Source organism: Pseudobacteroides cellulosolvens ATCC 35603 = DSM 2933 (assembly GCF_001262605.1).
GTDB classification, from domain to species: Bacteria; Bacillota; Clostridia; order Acetivibrionales; family DSM-2933; genus Pseudobacteroides; species Pseudobacteroides cellulosolvens.
Window position 1 is genome coordinate 4275229 of sequence record NZ_LGTC01000001.1, and the last position, 20875, is coordinate 4296103.

22 protein-coding genes are annotated in these 20875 nt (G+C 36.9%); all 22 read right to left on the minus strand.

What is annotated here, in order from left to right:
* Positions 1–3: 3 nt before the first annotated feature.
* The gene (locus Bccel_RS17465) at positions 4–1098 is read right to left on the minus strand and encodes a protein-glutamate methylesterase/protein-glutamine glutaminase (protein ID WP_036938629.1); all 1095 of its coding nucleotides are present in this window, start codon (positions 1096–1098) and stop codon (positions 4–6) included.
* Positions 1099–1102: 4 nt separating this feature from the next.
* Complete coding sequence (locus Bccel_RS17470; RefSeq protein ID WP_036938632.1) at positions 1103–1789, minus strand: flagellar brake protein; 687 nt, start codon at positions 1787–1789, stop codon at positions 1103–1105.
* A 58-nt stretch (positions 1790–1847) separates the two neighbouring features.
* Positions 1848–2756 (minus strand): MinD/ParA family protein, encoded by a 909-nt coding sequence (locus tag Bccel_RS17475; RefSeq protein WP_036938635.1) that lies wholly within the window; start codon positions 2754–2756, stop codon positions 1848–1850.
* Between the two features lies 1 nt (position 2757).
* Positions 2758–3963 (minus strand): flagellar biosynthesis GTPase FlhF, encoded by a 1206-nt coding sequence (gene flhF / locus Bccel_RS17480; protein WP_036938638.1) that lies wholly within the window; start codon positions 3961–3963, stop codon positions 2758–2760.
* A gap of 2 nt (positions 3964–3965) precedes the next feature.
* Positions 3966–5990: a flagellar biosynthesis protein FlhA gene (gene flhA / locus Bccel_RS17485; RefSeq protein WP_036938641.1), complete on the minus strand. Its 2025-nt coding sequence runs from the start codon at positions 5988–5990 to the stop codon at positions 3966–3968.
* A 172-nt stretch (positions 5991–6162) separates the two neighbouring features.
* Positions 6163–7278, minus strand: coding sequence for a flagellar biosynthesis protein FlhB (gene flhB, locus Bccel_RS17490; RefSeq protein ID WP_036938644.1), 1116 nt, complete (start codon positions 7276–7278; stop codon positions 6163–6165).
* Entirely contained in the window at positions 7275–8066 is a 792-nt protein-coding gene (gene fliR / locus Bccel_RS17495; RefSeq protein WP_036938646.1) for a flagellar biosynthetic protein FliR, read from the minus strand. The genes flhB and fliR overlap by 4 nt, the downstream gene beginning before the upstream one ends.
* A gap of 51 nt (positions 8067–8117) precedes the next feature.
* Positions 8118–8387 carry a flagellar biosynthesis protein FliQ gene (gene fliQ, locus Bccel_RS17500; RefSeq protein WP_036938649.1) on the minus strand — a complete coding sequence of 90 codons (270 nt, stop codon included), beginning with the start codon at positions 8385–8387 and terminating at the stop codon, positions 8118–8120.
* 24 nt (positions 8388–8411) lie between these two features.
* Positions 8412–9185, minus strand: a complete 774-nt coding sequence (gene fliP / locus Bccel_RS17505) for a flagellar type III secretion system pore protein FliP (protein WP_036938653.1) — start codon at positions 9183–9185, stop codon at positions 8412–8414.
* A complete protein-coding gene (locus tag Bccel_RS17510; protein WP_036938656.1) occupies positions 9175–9663 on the minus strand; it encodes a flagellar biosynthetic protein FliO in 489 nt (162 codons plus the stop codon). Before Bccel_RS17510 ends, fliP begins: the two co-directional genes overlap by 11 nt.
* Positions 9664–9680: 17 nt before the next feature.
* A complete protein-coding gene (locus Bccel_RS17515; RefSeq protein ID WP_036938659.1) occupies positions 9681–10043 on the minus strand; it encodes a response regulator in 363 nt (120 codons plus the stop codon).
* A gap of 105 nt (positions 10044–10148) precedes the next feature.
* Positions 10149–11315, minus strand: a complete 1167-nt coding sequence (gene fliY / locus Bccel_RS17520; RefSeq protein WP_036938662.1) for a flagellar motor switch phosphatase FliY — start codon at positions 11313–11315, stop codon at positions 10149–10151.
* A 1-nt stretch (position 11316) separates the two neighbouring features.
* Positions 11317–12303 (minus strand): flagellar motor switch protein FliM, encoded by a 987-nt coding sequence (gene fliM, locus Bccel_RS17525; RefSeq protein ID WP_036938665.1) that lies wholly within the window; start codon positions 12301–12303, stop codon positions 11317–11319.
* A gap of 12 nt (positions 12304–12315) precedes the next feature.
* Positions 12316–12834 (minus strand): flagellar basal body-associated FliL family protein, encoded by a 519-nt coding sequence (locus Bccel_RS17530; RefSeq protein ID WP_036938669.1) that lies wholly within the window; start codon positions 12832–12834, stop codon positions 12316–12318.
* A gap of 245 nt (positions 12835–13079) precedes the next feature.
* Positions 13080–13289 (minus strand): flagellar FlbD family protein, encoded by a 210-nt coding sequence (locus tag Bccel_RS17535; RefSeq protein ID WP_036938673.1) that lies wholly within the window; start codon positions 13287–13289, stop codon positions 13080–13082.
* A gap of 204 nt (positions 13290–13493) precedes the next feature.
* Positions 13494–14858 carry a flagellar hook protein FlgE gene (locus Bccel_RS17540; RefSeq protein ID WP_036938676.1) on the minus strand — a complete coding sequence of 455 codons (1365 nt, stop codon included), beginning with the start codon at positions 14856–14858 and terminating at the stop codon, positions 13494–13496.
* Positions 14859–14988: 130 nt separating this feature from the next.
* Positions 14989–15384 carry a TIGR02530 family flagellar biosynthesis protein gene (locus Bccel_RS17545; RefSeq protein WP_036938679.1) on the minus strand — a complete coding sequence of 132 codons (396 nt, stop codon included), beginning with the start codon at positions 15382–15384 and terminating at the stop codon, positions 14989–14991.
* A gap of 2 nt (positions 15385–15386) precedes the next feature.
* A complete protein-coding gene (locus Bccel_RS17550) occupies positions 15387–16235 on the minus strand; it encodes a flagellar hook capping FlgD N-terminal domain-containing protein (protein ID WP_036938682.1) in 849 nt (282 codons plus the stop codon).
* A gap of 13 nt (positions 16236–16248) precedes the next feature.
* Positions 16249–17910, minus strand: coding sequence for a flagellar hook-length control protein FliK (locus Bccel_RS17555; protein WP_036938684.1), 1662 nt, complete (start codon positions 17908–17910; stop codon positions 16249–16251).
* Positions 17911–17960: 50 nt separating this feature from the next.
* The gene (locus tag Bccel_RS17560) at positions 17961–18836 is read right to left on the minus strand and encodes a MotE family protein (RefSeq protein ID WP_036938686.1); all 876 of its coding nucleotides are present in this window, start codon (positions 18834–18836) and stop codon (positions 17961–17963) included.
* 113 nt (positions 18837–18949) lie between these two features.
* A complete protein-coding gene (fliJ, locus tag Bccel_RS17565) occupies positions 18950–19396 on the minus strand; it encodes a flagellar export protein FliJ (protein ID WP_036938688.1) in 447 nt (148 codons plus the stop codon).
* A 120-nt stretch (positions 19397–19516) separates the two neighbouring features.
* Positions 19517–20830, minus strand: coding sequence for a flagellar protein export ATPase FliI (gene fliI, locus Bccel_RS17570; RefSeq protein WP_036938691.1), 1314 nt, complete (start codon positions 20828–20830; stop codon positions 19517–19519).
* Between the last annotated feature and the right edge of the window lie 45 nt (positions 20831–20875).

Sequence of the window (20875 nt, forward strand, 5' to 3'; positions counted from 1 at the left end):
TTACTACACCCCCACTATCTCCGTAATCTTTTTCGTGATCCTTTCAAGCGGTACAATTTCATCAACTATTCCCAATTCAACTGCGACTTTAGGCATACCGTATACAATACAAGTCTTTTCATCCTGTGCAATTATATATCCGTTGTTTTCATGTTTTAATTTTTTTGCACCTTCGCTTCCGTCATTACCCATTCCAGTCATAATGACGCCTACGATATTTGCAAGGCCTGTCTCACTCAGAGACTCCATCATAACTGTTGCAGATGGTCTGTGGGCTCCATATGGAGGATCTTTTGTAAGTTTTATTATTATGTTTTTATCTCTAGCCAGAGCAATCTTCATGTGATAATCTCCCGGTGCAATATAAACCACTCCAGACTTGACCGTCTCATTGTCTTCTGCTTCCTTAACCCTTACACTGCTTAATGAATCCAATCTTTCTGCCAGTGATTTTGTAAACCCCGGCGGCATATGTTGAACTACTAAAAATGCTGCAGGTATGTCACCAGGCAATTGGGGTATCACATCCCTCAAAGCCTTTGGTCCACCTGTCGATATACCTATAGCAACAATTTTCTTAATTTGTGAACTTTGATTATGTCCTTCTTTAACAATTATTTGCGGCTCATAGCAGCTTTTAAATTGCTGCACCTCTTTTGGCTCCTTTGCCGCAATTTTATTTTTCAGCCTGGATATTACCTTAACTTTCTCCAGCAATTCACTTTTCTTATCTTCTGAATTTATATGAAATATATTAGAAGGCTTGGTTATAAAGTCAATGGCACCATGCTCCAAAGCGTTTATTGTAGCCTCTGCACCTTCTTTTGTATGGCTGCTTAGCATTATGACAGGAATTCTACATACCTTTGAGAGTTCTTTCAGGCATGTAATACCATCCATAACAGGCATCTCAACATCCATAGTTATAATGTCCGGTTTAAGGTTAATAGCCTTTTCAATTGCTTCTTTGCCATTTCTTGCAGTATCAATGGTGGTAATTTCTTTATCACTATTTAAAATATCAGATATTACCTTTCTCATAAAAGCCGAGTCATCCACCACCAAAACCCTAATAGCAGAAACACTATTTATCGCCATAACACTATATCAATCCTTTTTTCCTTAGTTTTCTTTGCTCTTCAAAAATAAAACTGATTATAGTTTCTCTTGACCTGTTATCAATGTTATAAAATTCTACACCTGCTTCATATTTGTTTTTGCTTTCAGAATCGGTTTTAATACTTCTTACTATCGTTCCATAAAACTTTATAATCTTGTTTTCAGACAGTTGAAGCTCGCATTCAATAAATTTGCCCTTTTCAATACCTTCAACAAGTGCCAGGCAAGTGCCTCCTCCACTTATATCCCGTGTAAGACCCTTAAAGAAATTGCCCTTTGGCACAGCCGTGTTATTAAGCATCTCAACTTCCCTGCATTTTATATCCAATACACAATCGAACCTGAAAAATTGCCTTCTCTGGATTTTCTCCATTTCATTTTCTATGCTTAGCTTGTATATTGGCAATCCATCCTTTATAAGTCTATCTGTCAGGGTTGCTTTAAGCTTATAAAATTGATTGCTAATGCTTATATAGACGTACATATTTGTACCATTGGATGCAGGCAGATACATTCCTTCATATATTGGTGCCGCTACACATATGACATTTTCTCCCTCAGCCCATTCAAATTCACTTACAAAAAGATTATTTATATCTTTTTCACCTAAAGAAAAGTCCAACAATTGAATTTCCAATTTAGTTCCAGGTTTCAACTCGGAAGCCTTCATATGTACCCCCGCAATCTTTTAGATTTTCCAAAATCAACTGCATTACAACTCCAAGCCATCAGACATTTAAGAAACCAACAAGCCTGTTCATAAAACCCTTAATCCCTTTCATTTCTGCATTACTACCCTCGTTCCCATTGCATATAAGTTTCTTTGATATCTCCCTGATTTGTTTCGAAGCATTGCTTTTGGGATAACTTATCAAAAAAGGGTTTTGTGTTTTTACTGCTTTTATAACGGCTTCATCCTGAAGTACATATCCAAGAGGCATAAGCTTTAGTGAAAGAAATTTCTCAGATACTATGGAAAGTTTATTTAATAAATCGTTTGCCTCATTGGTATCCTCTGCCCTATTTACTATAACCTTTATAAGTCTTTCCTTATCTCTGTTGGATATCATCTTGATAAGTGCATATGCATCGGTTATTGAAGTAGGTTCAGGTGTTGTAACCAGCAGCACCTCATCAGCAGACATAACAAAGTTCATAACATTATCTGAAAGGCCTGCACCTGTATCTATAAGAATTACATCTGCTATCTTATCCATTAGTGAGATATTTGACAAAAACTTTTCAAGCTGGCTGTTTTCAAGCTTTATGAGTTCCTCAACGCCTGATCCCCCAGATATGAATTTAACATTGCTTGGCCCATCCGACAGTACTTCCAGTATATTTTTCTCACTATGAATAACATCCACCAATGTATGCTTAGGTATCATTCCAAATAATACATCTATATTTGCAAGACCAAAATCAGCATCTAAAATTATGACCTTGAGCCCTAATTCACTTAAGGCAATACCAAGATTTACTGATATATTGGTTTTGCCAACGCCACCTTTACCACTAGTTACTGTAATCACCTTGGCGTTTTTCTTTTCAATGGCAGGAGCCTGAACCTGCTTATTTTTTTGCATAGTTTTTAGATTATCAACAATCTTCCTTAGCTTTTCTGCCTGATCCATCATATCAAGATATGCTCCCTAATAAATTTTTGGTCATCTTGTCGATATTTAAAACTTCAATATCATCAGGCACACACTGTCCGGTCGTAACAAATGATAAATTTTTACCTGTACGGAATTTAGTATTTAATATAATTCCATTAACTTGGCTTTCATCAAGTTTTGTAAAAATCAATTTATAGTCTTTTAAGAAACTGTAATTATGCAGTATATCATTGCAGTTTCGTACACTTGTGGTTGAGCTCATGACCAAATATACCTCATCAGCTTCTGAGGCAACTATCAGAGACTTTAATTCATCAAATTGGGATTTGTTCCTGTAGCTTCTTCCTGCAGTATCAATAAGAACAACATCCTTATCCGAGTAAAGTGAAATAGCATCCTTTATTTCATTAGGTGCATATATTACATTTACCGGCAAACCCAATATTTCTGCATATGTCTTTAACTGTTCAACTGCCGCAATTCTGTATGTATCAGCAGTTATTAGCCCTACATTTTTCCTGAGATTTAAAGAATAATTGGCTGCAATCTTCGCAAGTGTCGTCGTTTTGCCAACTCCGGTGGGACCGACAAATATAATTACTGTCGGCTTTTTATCTTCCTTAAGACCAATAGTTTCCGGTTTACCTAATATTCCGGAAATAAGGTTGTATAACATGGAGGCTGCGTCGTTAATACTTGTTGTATCTCCAATCTTTTTACTTACAGTATCAATCAGTTTTTTTGCAATTTCCTCTTCAACCTCATTCTTAATAAGGTTGTTATAAAACTGCATAAGCACATTTGAATAAGGCTTTTGAGGCTTTTCTGACCTTTCCTGCTTAACAGGTACGGAAGCCGACGGTATAGCATTATTCTGGAATTGCTCATATATCTTTTTGAGCATGGTCTCCATGTTATTTACCTTATTCTCCAAGAAATCGATTTTTTCCTCTTTTTCCTCTAAATTTGTTTTAAAATTCGCTTCATTTTTTGTCGAATCTTCCTTTTGTTTGTTTGTTTCGACATTTTTCCCCTTCTCTTTTTTTGTTCCGATATCATCATCTATGGCTGCAAGCACTTCAACCATAGGCTTTGCAAATACATTCAAAAGGCCTCTTTTTCTAACCTTTCGCGTATTTAAGATCACTGCCTCATTACCCAAATCCATCTTTACTTTTAGTATTGCTTCCTGAGTATTGCTTCCCATATAACGTCTTATTTTCATATTTAGATACTCACCATCCCAATCGATTGAACTTCTATATTAGGGTCAATTTCACTATATGATAAAACAATTAATCCAGGTAAAAACCTCTCTGTCATTCTTTTAAAATAAAGCCTGACAACAGGCGATGCCAACACTATAGGCTGCTGTCCCAATTCCACCAGCCTCTGAACCTGTCTTGACAAACTGGATAATATGGTATTTGTCACATCAGGCTCTATTGTTATATATGAACCGTTTTCGGTTCTCTGGACAGACTCCATTATAATTTGTTCAAGCTTTGGATCTATGGTAATTACATTTGATTTGCTGTCATTTATAAACTTTCTTGATATGGCTCTTCCTAATGCTTGTCTAACATATTCTGTCAGTATGTCAGGATCGTGGGTAGCTGGTGCATAATCTGCCAAAGCTTCCAGGATTGTTACCATATCCCTTATTGAAACACCTTCTCTCAGCAGATTGGCAAGAACCTTCTGAATTTCACCTAAAGTCATAACCTTAGGTATCAATTCATCCACTATAGCAGGATAGTTCTGCTTTACATTGTCTATAAGTGTTTGAACTTCCTGTCTTCCCATGAGTTCACTTGCATTTTTCTTTATCACTTCAGTAAGGTGTGTGGCGATTATTGAAGGTGAATCAACAACCGTATACCCAAGCATCTCGGCACGATCCCTATGGCTTTCGGAAATCCAGACTGCAGGAAGCCCAAAAGCAGGCTCAACAGTTCTTATTCCATCAATTTCTTCCTCTACTCCACCAGGATTCATAGCCATGTAGTGATCGAGCATTATTTCACACTTTGTAATCTCCACTCCTTTGATCTTAATAACGTATTCGTTTGGACTAAGCTGTATATTATCCCTGAGTCTTATAACAGGAACTATCATCCCCAACTCAAGTGCTAACTGCCTTCTTATCATAACAACCCTGTCTAAAAGGTCCCCGCCTTGATTAACATCAGCAAGGGGAATTATCCCATATCCAAACTCCAACTCTATAGGATCAACCTGCAATAGGGATACAACATTTTCAGGCTTTCTGATCTCTTCAACTTCACTCTCCTGCACCTGCTCCTCTTCATGTATTTGAACTTCCTTTTGCTGCTTTAATAATGCAGCTCCTACCAGTGCAAGAATCGCTGCCAATACCAAAAATGGTATTGTAGGTAAAAAGAGTGATAACACAACACATAATGCTGAAGACAGGAATAGCACCTTTGGGTTTCCAAATATCTGTTTTAAAAGGTCACTACTCATTGCTGCATCAGATGCTGCCCTTGTAACTATGATACCAGTGGCTGTAGAGATAAGTAGCGCAGGTATCTGACTCACAAGACCGTCACCTATAGTAAGTATTGTGTAATGTTCAAGTGCTGTTCCAATCTCTTCACCTCTCATCAGTACTCCGATTATGAGGCCACCGATTATATTAATAAAAGTAATGATTATACCTGCTATTGCATCACCTTTTACAAACTTGCTGGCACCATCCATTGCCCCGTAAAAATCAGCTTCTCTCTGGATCTTTTTTCTTCTTTCCTTTGCATCTGATTCATTAATAAGTCCAGAGTTAAGGTCCGCATCTATTGCCATTTGCTTTCCAGGCATCGCATCAAGTGTAAATCTTGCAGCAACTTCCGATACTCTCTCGGAACCTTTGGTAATTACCATAAACTGTACTACCATTATTATGAGAAATATTATAAATCCAACAACTATGTTTCCCTGTGCGACAAAGTTCCCAAAACCTGCTATAACCTGCCCTGCTTCACCTTCTGAAAGTATATGTTTAACTGCAGTTATGTTCAGCGATAATCTATATAATGTAGTAATAAGAAGTAAGGATGGAAAAATTGACATATCCAGAGCTTCCTTTGAATAAATGGTATTTAGCATGATGACAACAGCTAAAGATATGTTTATTGCTAGAAGTATATCCAAAATAAAGCTAGGTATTGGCAAGATTATTATAAGAATTATGGAAACTATAATTATAGCAACCGACATATCTCCCAGCTTCATTTATGCATATCCTCCTCTCAAAGCTATATTAAGGCATGAATGAAAAATTACTTACGCTTTTAAGCGGGTGTTGACGAGTTAAGTCAACACATAAGCGAAATTTATAGAGTAAGTTATTTTTTAATCATGACTAAAAGTAAATAATCTTCATTATTAATGTATAAAGCCTAAATTACACCCCATTTTTGATTCCATAAACGAATGCAAGTATTTCTGCAACCGCTTGATACAATTCCTCAGGTATCTCCTGTCCAACCTCCACACTATCATAAAGACTCCTTGCAAGCGGTTTATTTTCGACTATTTCAACCTTGTTTTCCTTTGCAACTTCCTTGATCCTCTGAGCCATATAATCCTGTCCCTTAGCAATAACCTTGGGTGCCGGTGAAACGTTTGCATCGTATTTAATGGCCACTGCAAAGTGGGTTGGGTTGGTAATTACAACGTCTGCCGATGGTACATCATTAAGCATTCTTCTCATTGATATTTGTCTTTGCTTTTGCCTTATCTTTGATTTTATCTCCGGATTACCTTCAGTTTGCTTAAATTCTTCCTTAATCTCCTGCTTTGACATTTTCAAGCTTTTCTCAAACTCATACCATTGATATATATAATCAACAGCACCAATAAAAATCAGTGCTATGCATATTCTAATTGAAATATTTATAACTGTTGAAGCAATATATGCCGCGACACCTATTGCATCCAAGTCCATCAGTATTAATAGGTTTCCAGCTTCCGATTTAATATAGGAGTATGCAATGAAACCTACAATTACAAGCTTTATAATGGATTTAATCAGTTCAACAACAGATCTTAATGAAAATATCCTTTTTAAACCGCTTAAAGGGTTAATTCTGCTAAACTTAAATCCCAGATTTTCAAATGTAAAAAGAAAACCAACCTGTGCATATTCGGCAATAAGACCGGTTATTAACGCTATGGCCAATATAGGCCCGCTTATCTTCATAAGCTCTATAAATGACAGTATGAAAAGTTTTGATATCCCATTTATTGTATAAAGATCCGGTACTTTTACATATTCAGTAAGAACGACTTTTGTAAAATAAACTATTTCATTATACATATAACCGCCTAAAAGACGGAGTCCAACAAATATAAACAATAGTACAAATGCCGAGGTTATCTCCTTGCTTTGTAATACCTGGCCTTTCTTTCTGGCATCCTGCCTCCTTTTAGGAGTTGCCTTTTCGGTTTTGTCATCCCCTCCGGCAAAGAGCTGCAGGTTAACAGGTATATATTTTTTCTTTAAAGGGTCTATAGTCATTTTTGAAATACCATATCCTTTATGACTTTTAACATTTCATTATCCAATTCTCCTACCATGAACCCTACGAGATAAATAAAAGCAGGTATTGTAATCACCATAACCAAAATTCCAAGAATGATTTTTGCAGGCATCCCTACTGCAAATACATTAAGCTGTGGGATACTCTTTGATATAATCCCAAGTGCAATATCGGTAACTAATACTGCAGCTATAACAGGTGCACTTATCTTAAAACCTATTAAAAACATTTTACTGAAGCTTGCCAAAACATCATGCATCAAAATACTGTTAAAAGCGGTCTTTCCTGCTGGGATAAATTTATAGCTTTCAAAAAGTCCCTTCATTATTATGTGATGGCCGTTAGATGCCATTAATACCATCATGCTTATCATGTAATAAAAGTTAGCTGATATAGGTATCTGTATATTGCTTATGGGGTCTAATACGTTTACCATACCGAAGCCTACCTGCATGTCAATCATTTGACCTGCCATAAGTATTGCATCAAAAATTACGTTTGCAATATATCCTAAAATAATACCAACAATAAACTCTTTAAAAATTATCAGGGTATAAGAATACAAATTTCCCCCAAAATCAACCGGGTTCATTTTTACTGCATTCATTAATAAAAGCGATGATGTGAGTGCAAATCCAACTTTTAAGTAAACCGGTATATTTCTTCTCCCAAATATGGGTGATACTACAAAAAGCCCGGTCATCCTAACAAAAACCAGAATAAACATCTCTATGCCGTTTAGCAGTATCCCTTCCGGTATAAGCATTATTCTCCACCCACTAGTGTATAAATAGTTTTAATCTTGTAATAATTTCACTTACTTAATATACTGATTTACATTCATAAAAATCCCTTCAGTAAATTCAATCAATACCCTTAGCATCCATGAGCCAAAGAGCAGTATGCTTCCTAAAACAGCTAAAATCTTGGGTATAAATGTAAGGGTCTGTTCCTGAATCTGAGTAGTGGCTTGAAAAATACTTATGGCTAAACCCACTATAAGACTAAGTCCTAGCATTGGTGCTGAAACATATACAACAGTCATCAATGACTTTTGTGCCAAATCGATTACTGCCCCCTGATCCATATTAATCCTCCTGTTCCTACTGCGTCATCGGACAAAGCTATTGACAATAGTTTTTGTTAAGAGATTCCATCCATCAACCATAATAAACAGCAATATCTTAAAAGGCAGAGATATCATTACCGGCGGAAGCATCATCATCCCCATTGACATCAATGTGCTTGAAACAACCATATCTATAACAAGAAATGGCAGATATATTAGAAAGCCGATTTGAAATGCTGTCTTAAGCTCGCTGATTAAAAAAGCCGGAATAACTACTGTAAGAGATAAATTTGACAGATCCGCTTTTTTTACAGGAGTTTTACCTCCTGATAATGATACAAAAAGAGCCAGATCCTTTTCATAAATATATTTATACATAAAATTCTTTATAATTGCAGATGATTTATCAATTGCAGCCTGCTGTGTTATCTCCCCTTTTGAATATGGCCCGTAAGCATTGTCGTTTATTTCTTTTCCTACAGGTGCCATGATAAACAAAGTGAGAAACAGTGCCAAGCCGATAAGTACTTGGTTTGGCGGCATCTGCTGTGTACCTAATGCATTTCGCAGAAACGAAAGTATTATTACAATACGGGTAAAGGATGTCATCATCATTAGTATGGATGGTGCTAATGACAAGACTGTCAGCAGCAGTAAAATCTGTATACTGGAAGATACATCCTTAGGGTTATCCGAGGTGCCGATATCCAGGCCAATTTTGGGAATTGGCACAGTCTGTTCTGCGAAAACAACAGCAGGAATAATAATCACAAAAATAAAGGCAATTATTGTAAAGAAAACCTTTCTATTTTTCATTAATATTATCATCTCCATAATCTTCAGCAGGTTTTCCAAACTTAGAATATAGTATTTTTAATCTTTGTAAATTGCCTTTAAACCTTGTTGATTCCATGGAAACAGGTGAGTCTTCTTCAGTATCGGTCTTCTTATTCTTAAAGTTTTGAAAATACTTATCAAAAATTGTTTTAAAATCAAAGGCATTATTTATTGGAGTTTCTGTTTCCATTTCAAGGTCATCAAGCTTAATTTCCATGATAAATTCAAGATTCTTACCTGATGATGCCATAAGAACAAACTGATTACCAGCCTTAACCAGATGCAATTGCTTATTTAAGCCAAGTGTTACTGTATCAACAATTGAGAGGTGCTTTCCTTTTGATGCTTTGTTCATTTTATTACCAAGGAATCTGGTAGTAATATATGTTAAAAACAAAACTGAGCCAAAGCCTACCAGATAAACAAACCCTTTAAATACAGTAACTGTAGTCTCCATTAGTTTATACTCCTATTCTATCCTAATACCTTCTTAACTGCCTCAACAACCCTTTCTGCCTGGAATGGCTTTACAATAAAGTCTCTTGCACCAGCCTGTATGGATTCTATTACCATTGCCTGTTGTCCCATAGCAGAGCACATAATTATTTTTGAATCGGTATTAATTTTTTTTATTTCCTTTACCGCCTGAATACCATCTACTTCCGGCATGGTTATATCCATTATAACCAGATCCGGAGCAAGTTCCTTGTACTTTTCAATAGCCCTGGCACCATTTTCTGCTTCCCCTGCAATTTCATAACCGTTTTTTGATAAAATATCCTTGATCATCATCCTCATAAACGCTGCATCATCAACAATTAGAATTTTTTTACTCATTCTTAATCCCTCTCCTTAAATTAAATTCTGGTTAACATAATGTATTTTGAGAGTACAACACTTAAAAAACAAAATTCTTTATTTTAAACTAACATTTAATGCATTCTATAGTCTTTTTGAAGGATGTATGATATCAGTAATTCTGACACCAAAGCTTTCATCAATAACAACTACTTCACCTTTAGCTATTACTTTTCCATTTACCAGTATATCAACAGGCTCACCCGCCAACTTATCAAGCTCTATAATGGAACCCGGGCCAAACTCCAGAATATCCTTTATTAGCTTGTTGGTCCTTCCAAGTTCGACAGTCACCTGCAAAGGAACATCCATTATAATGCCTATATTCTTTTTTTCAACAACCATTTTCCCTTCATCAAAGGATTGGAATTGAGCCGGTTGCACATTTATCGGTCCGCTATTATGATGGTGTTCACTAAATCCCATATTTCCATAACCCATTTGCTGGGGTTGTGCTGAAAACTGCTGTCCCATCCCTGAAGACTGTGCAGGCGGTGTTGAAAACTGCTGCATCGTGGGCTGAGTTGATTGAGGTGATGGCTTAACAGGTTCCGCATGACTTGAACTTTTTACATCCATATTAAGTAGGTTATCTACCAGGTTCTTGGCAAAATTTATAGGAATTAGCTGCATTATCTCACTATCAATGAGATCTCCGATAATCATTTTGAAGGATATCTTTACTACAGCTTGATCTTCTTCAAACTCAGTAAACGGCTGCTCAGTACCTGTTTTTATATTAAAAGCCCTAGGAGGCGAAATATCAATTCTTTTATCAAACAGTGATGACATGGAGGTGGATGACGATCCTATCATTTGGTTCATGGCCTCACCAATAGCACTTAAATGCAGTTCGGAAAGCTCACCATCACGATTGCTTCCGTCTCCTCCCATCATCAAATCGGATATTATCTTTACATCATCTTCCTTCAAAATCAATAAATTTATACCGGTTAGCCCTTGTGTATATTCAACCCTTACTGCTACAACAGGCAAATCATATTGTTTTGTTAATTCACCCCAGGTTGATACAGTTACCTTAGGGGTAGTAATAGTTACCTTATGACCCAGTAAGGTGAATAATGTAGTTGCAGAAGTTCCCATACTTATATTGCCTACTTCTCCAAGTGCATCAACTTCCTGCGGACTAAGACCTTCTGTGACACCTGCATTATTATCTGAAGAAGGTTCCGATATGGGTGTACCATTCAGCAAGGCATCAATTTCTGCTTGTGAAAGCATATCTCCCATTTTATTCATCCTCCCTTTTCAGTACATCTGTTATTTTTATGGAGACCTTATTTCTCTTAACTCCAGGATTGGCATAAAACTTTAATATCTCCCCTACGTGAACTTCAAGATTACCATTTATACTTGTATCTAACGGCAATACATCTCCCTGCTGCAATTCCAAAAACTCTGCTACCGTAATTACCGTTTTTCCCAATAATGCTCTAACCGGCACTACTGTCTGCTCAATTTTGTTTTCAATATTCTCTTTTACATCTGATGCAAACTCCTTCTCCGTTGTTGAAAACCAAAACTTAGTGCTGAGCTTTGACACTATAGGCTCAACAACCATATGCGGAATGCAGATATTTATCATCCCTTCTACTTCTCCAACCCTTGCACTTAATGTGACAAGTGCTACTATTTCGTTAGGGGATATAATTTGTGCAAACTGTGCGTTGGTTTCAATTTTTTCAAGCCTTGGTCTAATTGCAATGACATTTTCCCATGGCTCTCGCATCAGGTTTAACATCTGTATTATTATTCTTTCAATAATAGCAAGCTCTATCTCGGTAAATCCCCTGACCCTTTCCATTGAAGAACCTTTTCCACCCAAAATTCTGTCAATCAATGCAAAAGATATGTTAGGAGCAATTTCAAAAATAACTGATCCTGTCAAAGGAGTAAAATCAACAACCGATAGAATAACCGGATTGGATATTGAGTTGTTGAACTCATAATACGAAAGCGGTTCTACCGATATTACATCAACCTGCACAAGAGTCCTTAAGTAACCTGAAAGAAAGTTAGTCACCAAACGGGAATAATTCTCGTGTATTATATGTAGCGTTTTTAGATGATCCTTTGCAAACTTGCTAGGCCTTCTGAAATCATGGCTTTTAATCTTCTTTTCGGCGGTTGTAGTCTGCATCTGCTGAACATCTATTTCACCAGTATTTAGTGCCCGCAACAGTTCGTCTATCTCATTTTGTGATAGAATATCTCCCATTTGATCACCCCCTTACTGATAGAACCAGTCTTCTAACACAACAGAATATACTAAGTCTGTCTTTATTATCTCAGACTCTAAAAGCAGTTCATTTATCTGCTGCTTTAATTCTTTTTTGGCCTTTTCCTTTGTCTCGGGTTTAGCCACCTCGTCTAAAGTCATGTTCAAAAAATAATTTCCTACAAGTTCCCTCATTTCACTTTCATATGCTTTGAGTTTCACAGCAACATCTTTTATACCTTCAACCTTTATAAAATACTTAAGTTTTATACTGACTCTAATAGCAGCAAGGGATTTTTCTTCCTGGGATTGTGGGCTTGCTTTTAAATTAAAAATTTTATCACCTTCAAATAAGGCCATCTCCGCCAGATCACTATCCTTTGGAGCTGAAACCGTAACTGTTTGAACAACTTTAGTTTCTTTGCCTGAATTGCCTCCAAAAACAAAGACATAAATCGCCAGCACTGCTAAACTTAGCGAAAGAAACGCAATAACAACCAGCAGAATAAAGAAGCTTCCTTTTCCACCCAACTCTAATGCCCCCTTTTAATCCTGAAAGAATCTATTCGCTATTCTCACAAGGATTACTGACAAACACTAAAATACAGCATAATTTTTCCCTATACCTAAATAAAAAGTAAATCTAAAAAATAACATTTTGTTACCCCAATTTACTTCTTTACTGCTAAATTACTATATTTCTTTGGATTGCTTTTTTTAAAGACAGCTAAACATAAAGATTATAAATCCTTCAGATTGCTAAAATATAAATGTAATCAAGAATAGATCAGTTCATCTCTGCTGACAAACAATATTTTTCCCTTATATTGTACCACCTTATCAACTATTTGTTCAATAGTTTCCGCTACAACAAGTTTTTTCCCGTTTGTAGTAGTTACCACTGTATCTGGAGTTGATTCCACCGACTCGATTAACTCACAGTTAAGCACAAAAGTTGAACCATTCAGTCGCGTTAATTTAATCATAATATTTTTACCTCAAAAACTCAAGTGTTTTTTATGTTACTTTTTTATGTTAAGAAATTATTTTGTCGGCTTATTTAATAATTTACCCTGATTTTAGCCGAGTCTAACGGATATTTTTATATCATATTGTTATTAACTATAGACTGCTTGTAATTTTTACAAGCAGTCTATTTCACTTTGAATTTCAAATTATTTACATACGTATTACCTTTTTAGATTAACCAATTCCTGAAGCATTTCATCTGAGGTGGTAATAATTCTGCTATTTGCCTGGAAGCCTCTCTGGGTTACAATCATATCTGTAAATTCTCTGGAAAGGTCTACGTTTGACATTTCCAGTGTTCCAGGATTTAAACTTCCAACCCCTTCACCGCCAGGTTTGACAGCTTTTTTGAAATCACCAGAGTTGGTGGTCTGGGTGTACATATTGTCGCCAACCTTCTGGAGACCTGCCGGGTTTTCAAAGCCCGCCAATCCTATCATTCCCAAAGGCTGTTGCTGACCGTTACTGTATACTCCTGTAATTATTCCGTCTCCTCCGATATTGAATGTAACAAGGTTACCTGTCGGATAACCATTCACATCCGTTGGCTTAACCGAACTATCTGCATCATACATTGTTAGTTTCTGGAAGTCGATTGCAATATCTATCGGTTGGGTTCCTATACTTGAAGCCGGTATCAGCTGTATTGTAGGATTTGTAGAATAGCCTGATGCTGTTGTAACAATCTGTCCTTTTGTATCAAACTGTAAAAAGCCATTTGCAGTAGATGATCCAAATGAAGCAGAAACACCCGATCCTGCCGACGCCGACCAGAACCATACCGTTCCTCCTGTGGTACCACTTGCTGTTATACCGCTTGCTGAATCCTTCCAGAAATTGATGCTTACTTTATAATTATTACCTAATGTGTCATAAACAGTCATAGGCACTGTAAATTGCGGCGATGATGTTGAGATTGAACTTCCAAGGGGTACTTTTGATGCATCAAGGTTGCCGGCAAAAGCAGCTTGTGAAGTTGCCTTTGCTGCTATCATTCTTTTATTTCTATTATACACATCGGAATAAAGATTTATAGGTTCTACAGGCTTTTCCGTATCATACTTGTATGAACCGTCAGTCTGGGCTGTTCCTCCATAATCCTGCCACCCATATACATTCAAGCCTCCAGATGATACCAGATTACCCAATTTATCTACCCCAAAGTTGCCAGCTCTTGAAAATTTATACAGGTCTCCTGCTCCACCTTTGAGTATAAAAAAGCCTTCTCCTTCTATGGATAAATCTGTTGGGTTATCAGTTCTCTGCAAGCTTCCTCTTGTTGTTATTGTATCAACAGCTCCTACCCCCAGACCCAGACCAAGCTGCATAGGATTTGTTCCTCCCCTGCCTGTGGCTGAATCGGGTGCTGATGCACCTTTCATGGTTTGACTGAATACTTCCTGGAATGTTACTCTTCCAGATTTAAAGCCAACTGTATTGACATTGGCAACATTATTACCAATAACGTCCATTCTTGTTTGGTGAGCCCTTAACCCCGACACTCCGGAGAACATAGATCTCATCATATTAAAACTCCTCCTTCAGTGGACTATTCCTTCAGTCGATCCGGAATAGGCAGCCTCCCCGAAGGGTCCAGCCGCAATATAATAATCTTCATAATAATATCGGTAATTTTTACTAAACTGTTAACATATTTTATGCGAACACAGCACCATCAATATTTGTAAATACATTTTCCTTAAGCTCACTGTTGTTTACAGCAGTAATAACTGTCTTACTTTTTACATTTACTACAAATGCCATATTGTCCACTATTACCAATGAGTCTTTAACACCTTTCATACCAGCTTTATTTACTGCCTCAGACATTTTTTCCTTCTGAATTTCTGTCAATTTGATGTTTCGGGACTGTAACCTCTGCTCTGCATGCTTTGAAAATTTAAGGCCTTCATTTTCAGTAATCTTGTCCTTTAATATTGCACCAAAGTCATTTACAGCACCTGTTTTTTCCTTCACAGGGTTGCTTCTCTGCTGGTTTTGTCCGCCGTTTATTCTTCCAATATTATTGAAGTAATTGTTATTAACAACCATTATTACTCACCAGCCTTTTGTTGCTCTACAGGTTTGATATTGCTTATGCTTTCAACAGGAACATCAAGTTTATCTAGTATTGCTGTAGTTGTTCCGTCAGGTGCGATTTTATATTCCCTGAGAACCGCAGATATAGGCACTTCTTTTAAAGTTGACGGATTTACCACATTAACTTCTACAGTTTCTCCAATATGGCTTTCGAGATAATTTTTCTTGTAGGAAGGATCTGTTGTCAGAACACCTGTAATACCGGATATATGTACACTAACCCCATCCATAACTGCATAGTCTTCATAATAGCCTTTCTGAATTTCCTTGACTGTACCATTGACTGGAACAATGTCTCCGGTAGAAGTGCTATAAACCGCACCCCTGCACTCAAAGCCTATCAGATTGGTGTAGGTTGAAATGTTGCTGTTTCTTCCAGCTTGCCCCTCTGTTACTTCAGTTACCTGATCTATAGGAACCTCTTGATCCTTGACAATTACATAAGTTTTATCCTTTGCTATTCTTACTGCAGTTACTTCTCCATCAATGGTTTTCATCTGGTTACTTGATGCATCTTCTATAGTTGCAGTCACATATTTTCCTACTAGATTCATAGCTTTAACTGAAGAAAATCCCGAATTCATGTTTTGCATTTGCTCCAATGAGCTGAACTGTGCCATTTGACCTATAAATTCCTTGTCTTCCGTAGGCTTCATGGGATCCTGATATCTTAACTGTGTCACAAGAAGACTTAAGAAATCATCTTTACCAAGTTCACCGGTTTTTCTATTGCTGGTTGACTTAGCAGATTCATCAATTATTTGCTGAATTGTTTTTTGTGTGTTTATTGAACTAACAGCCATCTGATTTCCTCCTTCAAGCAGTAAGGTTAATTCTGTTTTCTCCCATTATGTACGGATTAACTTTTTCAATATTTGCGGCAGCTTCCATAGAAGCTATAGGATTGTGACCATTTACCCCAACCTTACTATTATTTGTTTTGACTTCATTACCATTCTCCCTATGCCCGTTAAATTCTCTTGATGGGTTGCTGTCTACTGATACGGAAAAGCCTTGTATTGAGAAGCCTTGTTTTTCCAAAGTATCCTTCAATAATTGCATATTGGATTCTAAGACTTCTTTAACCTGCTGACTCTCTGCTACGAATTTTGCTGTGATTATTCCATTCTCTGTTACTATCTTCATTGAAAGTTTGCCAAGGCTCTCAGGTCTCATAGATAAAACCATTTCTGACTTATCTCCATTAAAAACGACCTTTGCCTTATCAATTATCTGAGTTAGTATTTCCCTTTTACTTACAGGCTGTTCCTTTAGACTCTTATATACGTCTACCTCTCCAGCTGTTTTATTTAATGTACCTTGCTCCTTGATGCCTGCGGCATTTAAATCACTGCTTATACTTTTTATGTCAGCCTTTGACTCAAGACCTAAGTCTTCTTTTGAAGATTTAAGGTAAACATGTTCCTGGGTCTTTGTTTCTGTATTCTCATCAGATGCTTTTAAATTTTCCTCTGTAGTGTTTGATTTAGGCTCCTTAGATTTCGAACTTTCGGATTCATTATCCGAAGACTGCATGCTTTTTTCAGTGTCTCCCTTAATTACTAAAGATGTTTCCTCTTGAGTTGATGTAGCTGAGTTATCCTTTATAATGTCATCTGCAGCTGCTTTCCTGCCATACTTTTCAAGCATACCCTCAACAATTTTTGCTAATTCTTTTTTCATTTCTTCAGGGTTTTCTTGCACTTTTTGTGTCAACTCCTGAATTTTTTCCTTAAGTTTTTCTACCAGTCCATCCAAAGGACTTTTTTGTAATTCTCCTTTATGGGAGGATACTTCGGGTGATGTTTCCATCTTACCTTTAGATTCCTGAATATTTACCTCATCAATACCCTTAGTTTCTGATAGAACAACATAACCAGCCTGCCCTGCTTTGGTATCCATAAGCTCCATAACACCCGTAATAAGATCTTTTAGAGCGTTCATCTGGTCTCCACTTAAGCCAAGCTTTTGAGATATGCTTTCTACAATTGAAGAAACATTATCTTCATTTTGAAAATCCTGAGTCTCTATGCCAAGGTTTGCCATTATATCCCTAAAAACTTCCGGCTGTATGCCCAGAACCTGAGCTATTGCCAATTCTTCCTGGGATATGCCTTTACCAACAGGCTTTTTTACATTATTATCTTCTTCATTCCTTCTAGCTTTTCTGTCAGTGTCATCAACAGCTTTTGTGGACTCTTTTGTATCCTTGGTTCCAGTATTTTGGCTGGTTCTAATAGCTTCCCTGTATGAGTTAATCCTTGCTTTATCTTTCCCTATTGGTTCTTTTGAATCAGCCCGATTTGAGTTTCTTCTGTTTTCAGCCGCTTTCAATTGGGTATTGAAGGATGCCTCCTTTTCATAAGGAGCTTTAAGAACAGCAGATGATGCTTTTTCAGTGCCAATTCCGGACTTTGCTGCTGTAGAAAATGCCTGTGCTCTGCTTAAAAATCCCATCATAAGATCTTGTGTTATCATTATCTCACCTCCCTTCAATGCCTTCTGGTTTTACTCTGCACTGCTTGTATCTATGATGCAGGTTTAACCATATAGAACTTTGATAGCTTTTCAGAAACCACAGCAGAAAAATCAGTTTTCATAGAAGCTAGAACTTCTGCCGAAGATTCTTTTTTCATATATCTAAGTATGTCCACCACAAGATCAATCTTCCCTGTACCCAACTTTTCAAAAATAGCTGCGGCAGCAGATGGATCCATGGTTTCATACAAAGTTGCAAATTTCTTTATCTCTGTATCCACTTTCTTCTCTGTAATAATTTCAGCATATATCTTTTGTGAAACCTCAGGGTTGAGCTGTTCGTAATACTCCTTAAACGCTGTTTTATCTCCCTTTGCTACAATTTCATCAATCTTCTTTTTATATTCTTCCTGCTTGCTTTTTTCAGCTTCCATTTGTTTTTTATATTCTTCATATTGTTTTTTGGCTGTCTCACTATCCTTTTTGTACTTTTCTACCTCTGCCTTTAATTTATCAATCTGACCATTAGAATTTTGCAGTTCTGCGATTTTTTTATTTGCATTTTCCAGCTTTTCTATCTGCTCTTCTTTAGTCTTTTTTAACTCCAAGTACTTTTTCTTTAAGTCTTCAGGTGTCAGTTTATCCGGATCATCCTCTTCCTTGGCTTTTGCGAGTGCCAGATTTAAAATGGGTATACCTTGAATCTCTTTTCTGTATTTATCTGCGGCACCACCAACATTATTCTTTATAACAATAAATAAAGCCCCTCCAATAACCGCTATTATTATTACAAGTGCTGTCAAAAGAGCAAGCAGCCCAAACAAAAATCCTTTTTTGCTGCTTTCCTCCACGCTTCCTTGCGGTTTAGGGCTTTGTGATTCCTGATTTAATATTTCATCTTCCTGAAGCTTACCCTTCTTAGCCATCTTCATCCCCTATTAAGTCATGATTGAAATATTACTTACCGTTTTGAGCGTGTGTTCACGAGTTAAGTTAACACGTAAGCGAAATTATACGGCAAGTTATATTTTCAACATGCTTATATTTCGTTATCCGTATATTTGTAGCTAACTATCTCATCCATTCGCTTTTGCTCATCCTTGGACATCTCAATTAGATATTCATTATACTTTTTTTCTCTAAGGGTTTCTAATATTTTCCTTTCCTTAACTATTTTTATAAGTTCTTCTCTATATTTATCGACATTATCGCTTGCATCCTTAATATTTTTATTTTGATCATCAATATTTTTTGCAAGCCTGGAAATATACATGGTATAGCTCCTGAGTTCATCAATTCTAACCATTTTAGAAGTCTTTTCTTGAAACTCATTTATGTATTTTTCCCTGTGCCTTAAAAGTGATTTTGCTATTTCCTTTTCCTCCTCCAGCTTTTGAACAGCTTTACCAAGCTCATTTTTAGCACTGTCTTCCAGCTGTATTTTTATGTTCAAAAGCGGCTGGAGCCTAAATTTGAATTTAGCCATATATGATCATCCTTATTAAAATCATGAGGAAATTATTGGCATTACAGCATTTATCTCAAAGTTTTTTTGTTAAGGCATCAATAATAAATTATTTCTACTTTTTAGTAGGTGTTGACTAAATTACTCCAAAAGGCTGAACATCATATTTGTAGTCTCCTCAAAAGTCAACTTGTCATGGGTTCCCTGCTCAATAAAACCGATAATTTTATCATAGACATCAATTGCATAATCAATTTTCTCATTACTGCCTCTTACATAAGCACCTATATTTATAAGATCTTCAGCATCCCTGTAAACAGCCATGACTTTCTTAATTTCAGCGGCAGTCTTTTTATGATCCTTAGTCACAATGTCCGACATAACCCTGCTTATACTGGCTAAAACATCGATGGCAGGATACTGGTTCTTATTAGCAAGTGCTCTGGACAGTACAATATGACCGTCTAAAATTCCCCTGGCAGTATCGGTTACAGGCTCCATAAGATCATCACCATCTACAAGCACTGTATAAAGACCTGTTATAGAACCTTTATCAGAGCATCCTGATCTTTCCAGAAGCTTTGGCATGGTAGCAAAAACAGATGGGGTATAACCTCTTGAAACAGGCGGCTCTCCAACAGCAAGCCCAATTTCTCTCTGTGCCATCGCAAAACGAGTCAACGAATCCATAAGCAAAAGAACATCTTTTCCCTGATCCCTGAAATACTCTGCTATTGCAGTTGCAATAAGAGCCCCTTTTAGTCTCACAAGAGCCGGCTGATCAGATGTGGCAATAACGAGAATAGACCGCTTTAGTCCTTCTTCCCCCAAATCCTTTTCTATGAATTCCTTAACCTCTCTACCTCTCTCTCCTATAAGTGCAATTACATTTATATCTGCCTTTGTATTTCTTGCAATCATACCTATAAGTGTGCTTTTGCCGACACCGCTTCCTGCAAATATGCCTACCCTTTGGCCTTTACCTACCGTTAAAAGCCCATCTATTGTTTTAACCCCTAAAGGCAGGGGCTCTGATATTCTCTTTCTTTGCAGCGGATGCGGAGTAGCATTATCAACAGGATAATAGCATTGCGCCTCTAGTGTGCCTTTGCTGTCAATAGGATTACCCATGCCGTCCAATATCCTTCCTTTAAGCATATCTCCAACACCAACACGAAGAAGTTCACCCGTGGCTACCACTTTGTTTCCCGGGCCTATACCATTCATTTCACCAAGGGGCATAAGAAGAACCTTGTTATCTTTAAATCCGACAACTTCAGCTTCAATTGCCTTTTTGCCCTTTGCAGGGTATATATGGCAAATCTCCCCCATATTGACCTCCGGCCCGGTGGATTCAATAGTCAATCCAACTACCTTTGATACTTTACCTGAATATTCTATAAAATCTGATTTATCAAGTATGCCCAAGTATTTTCCAAGATCAATTACAGGCATTTTTTGCACCCCTATTTTAGTCATGATCAACTTTTTACAAAAAAT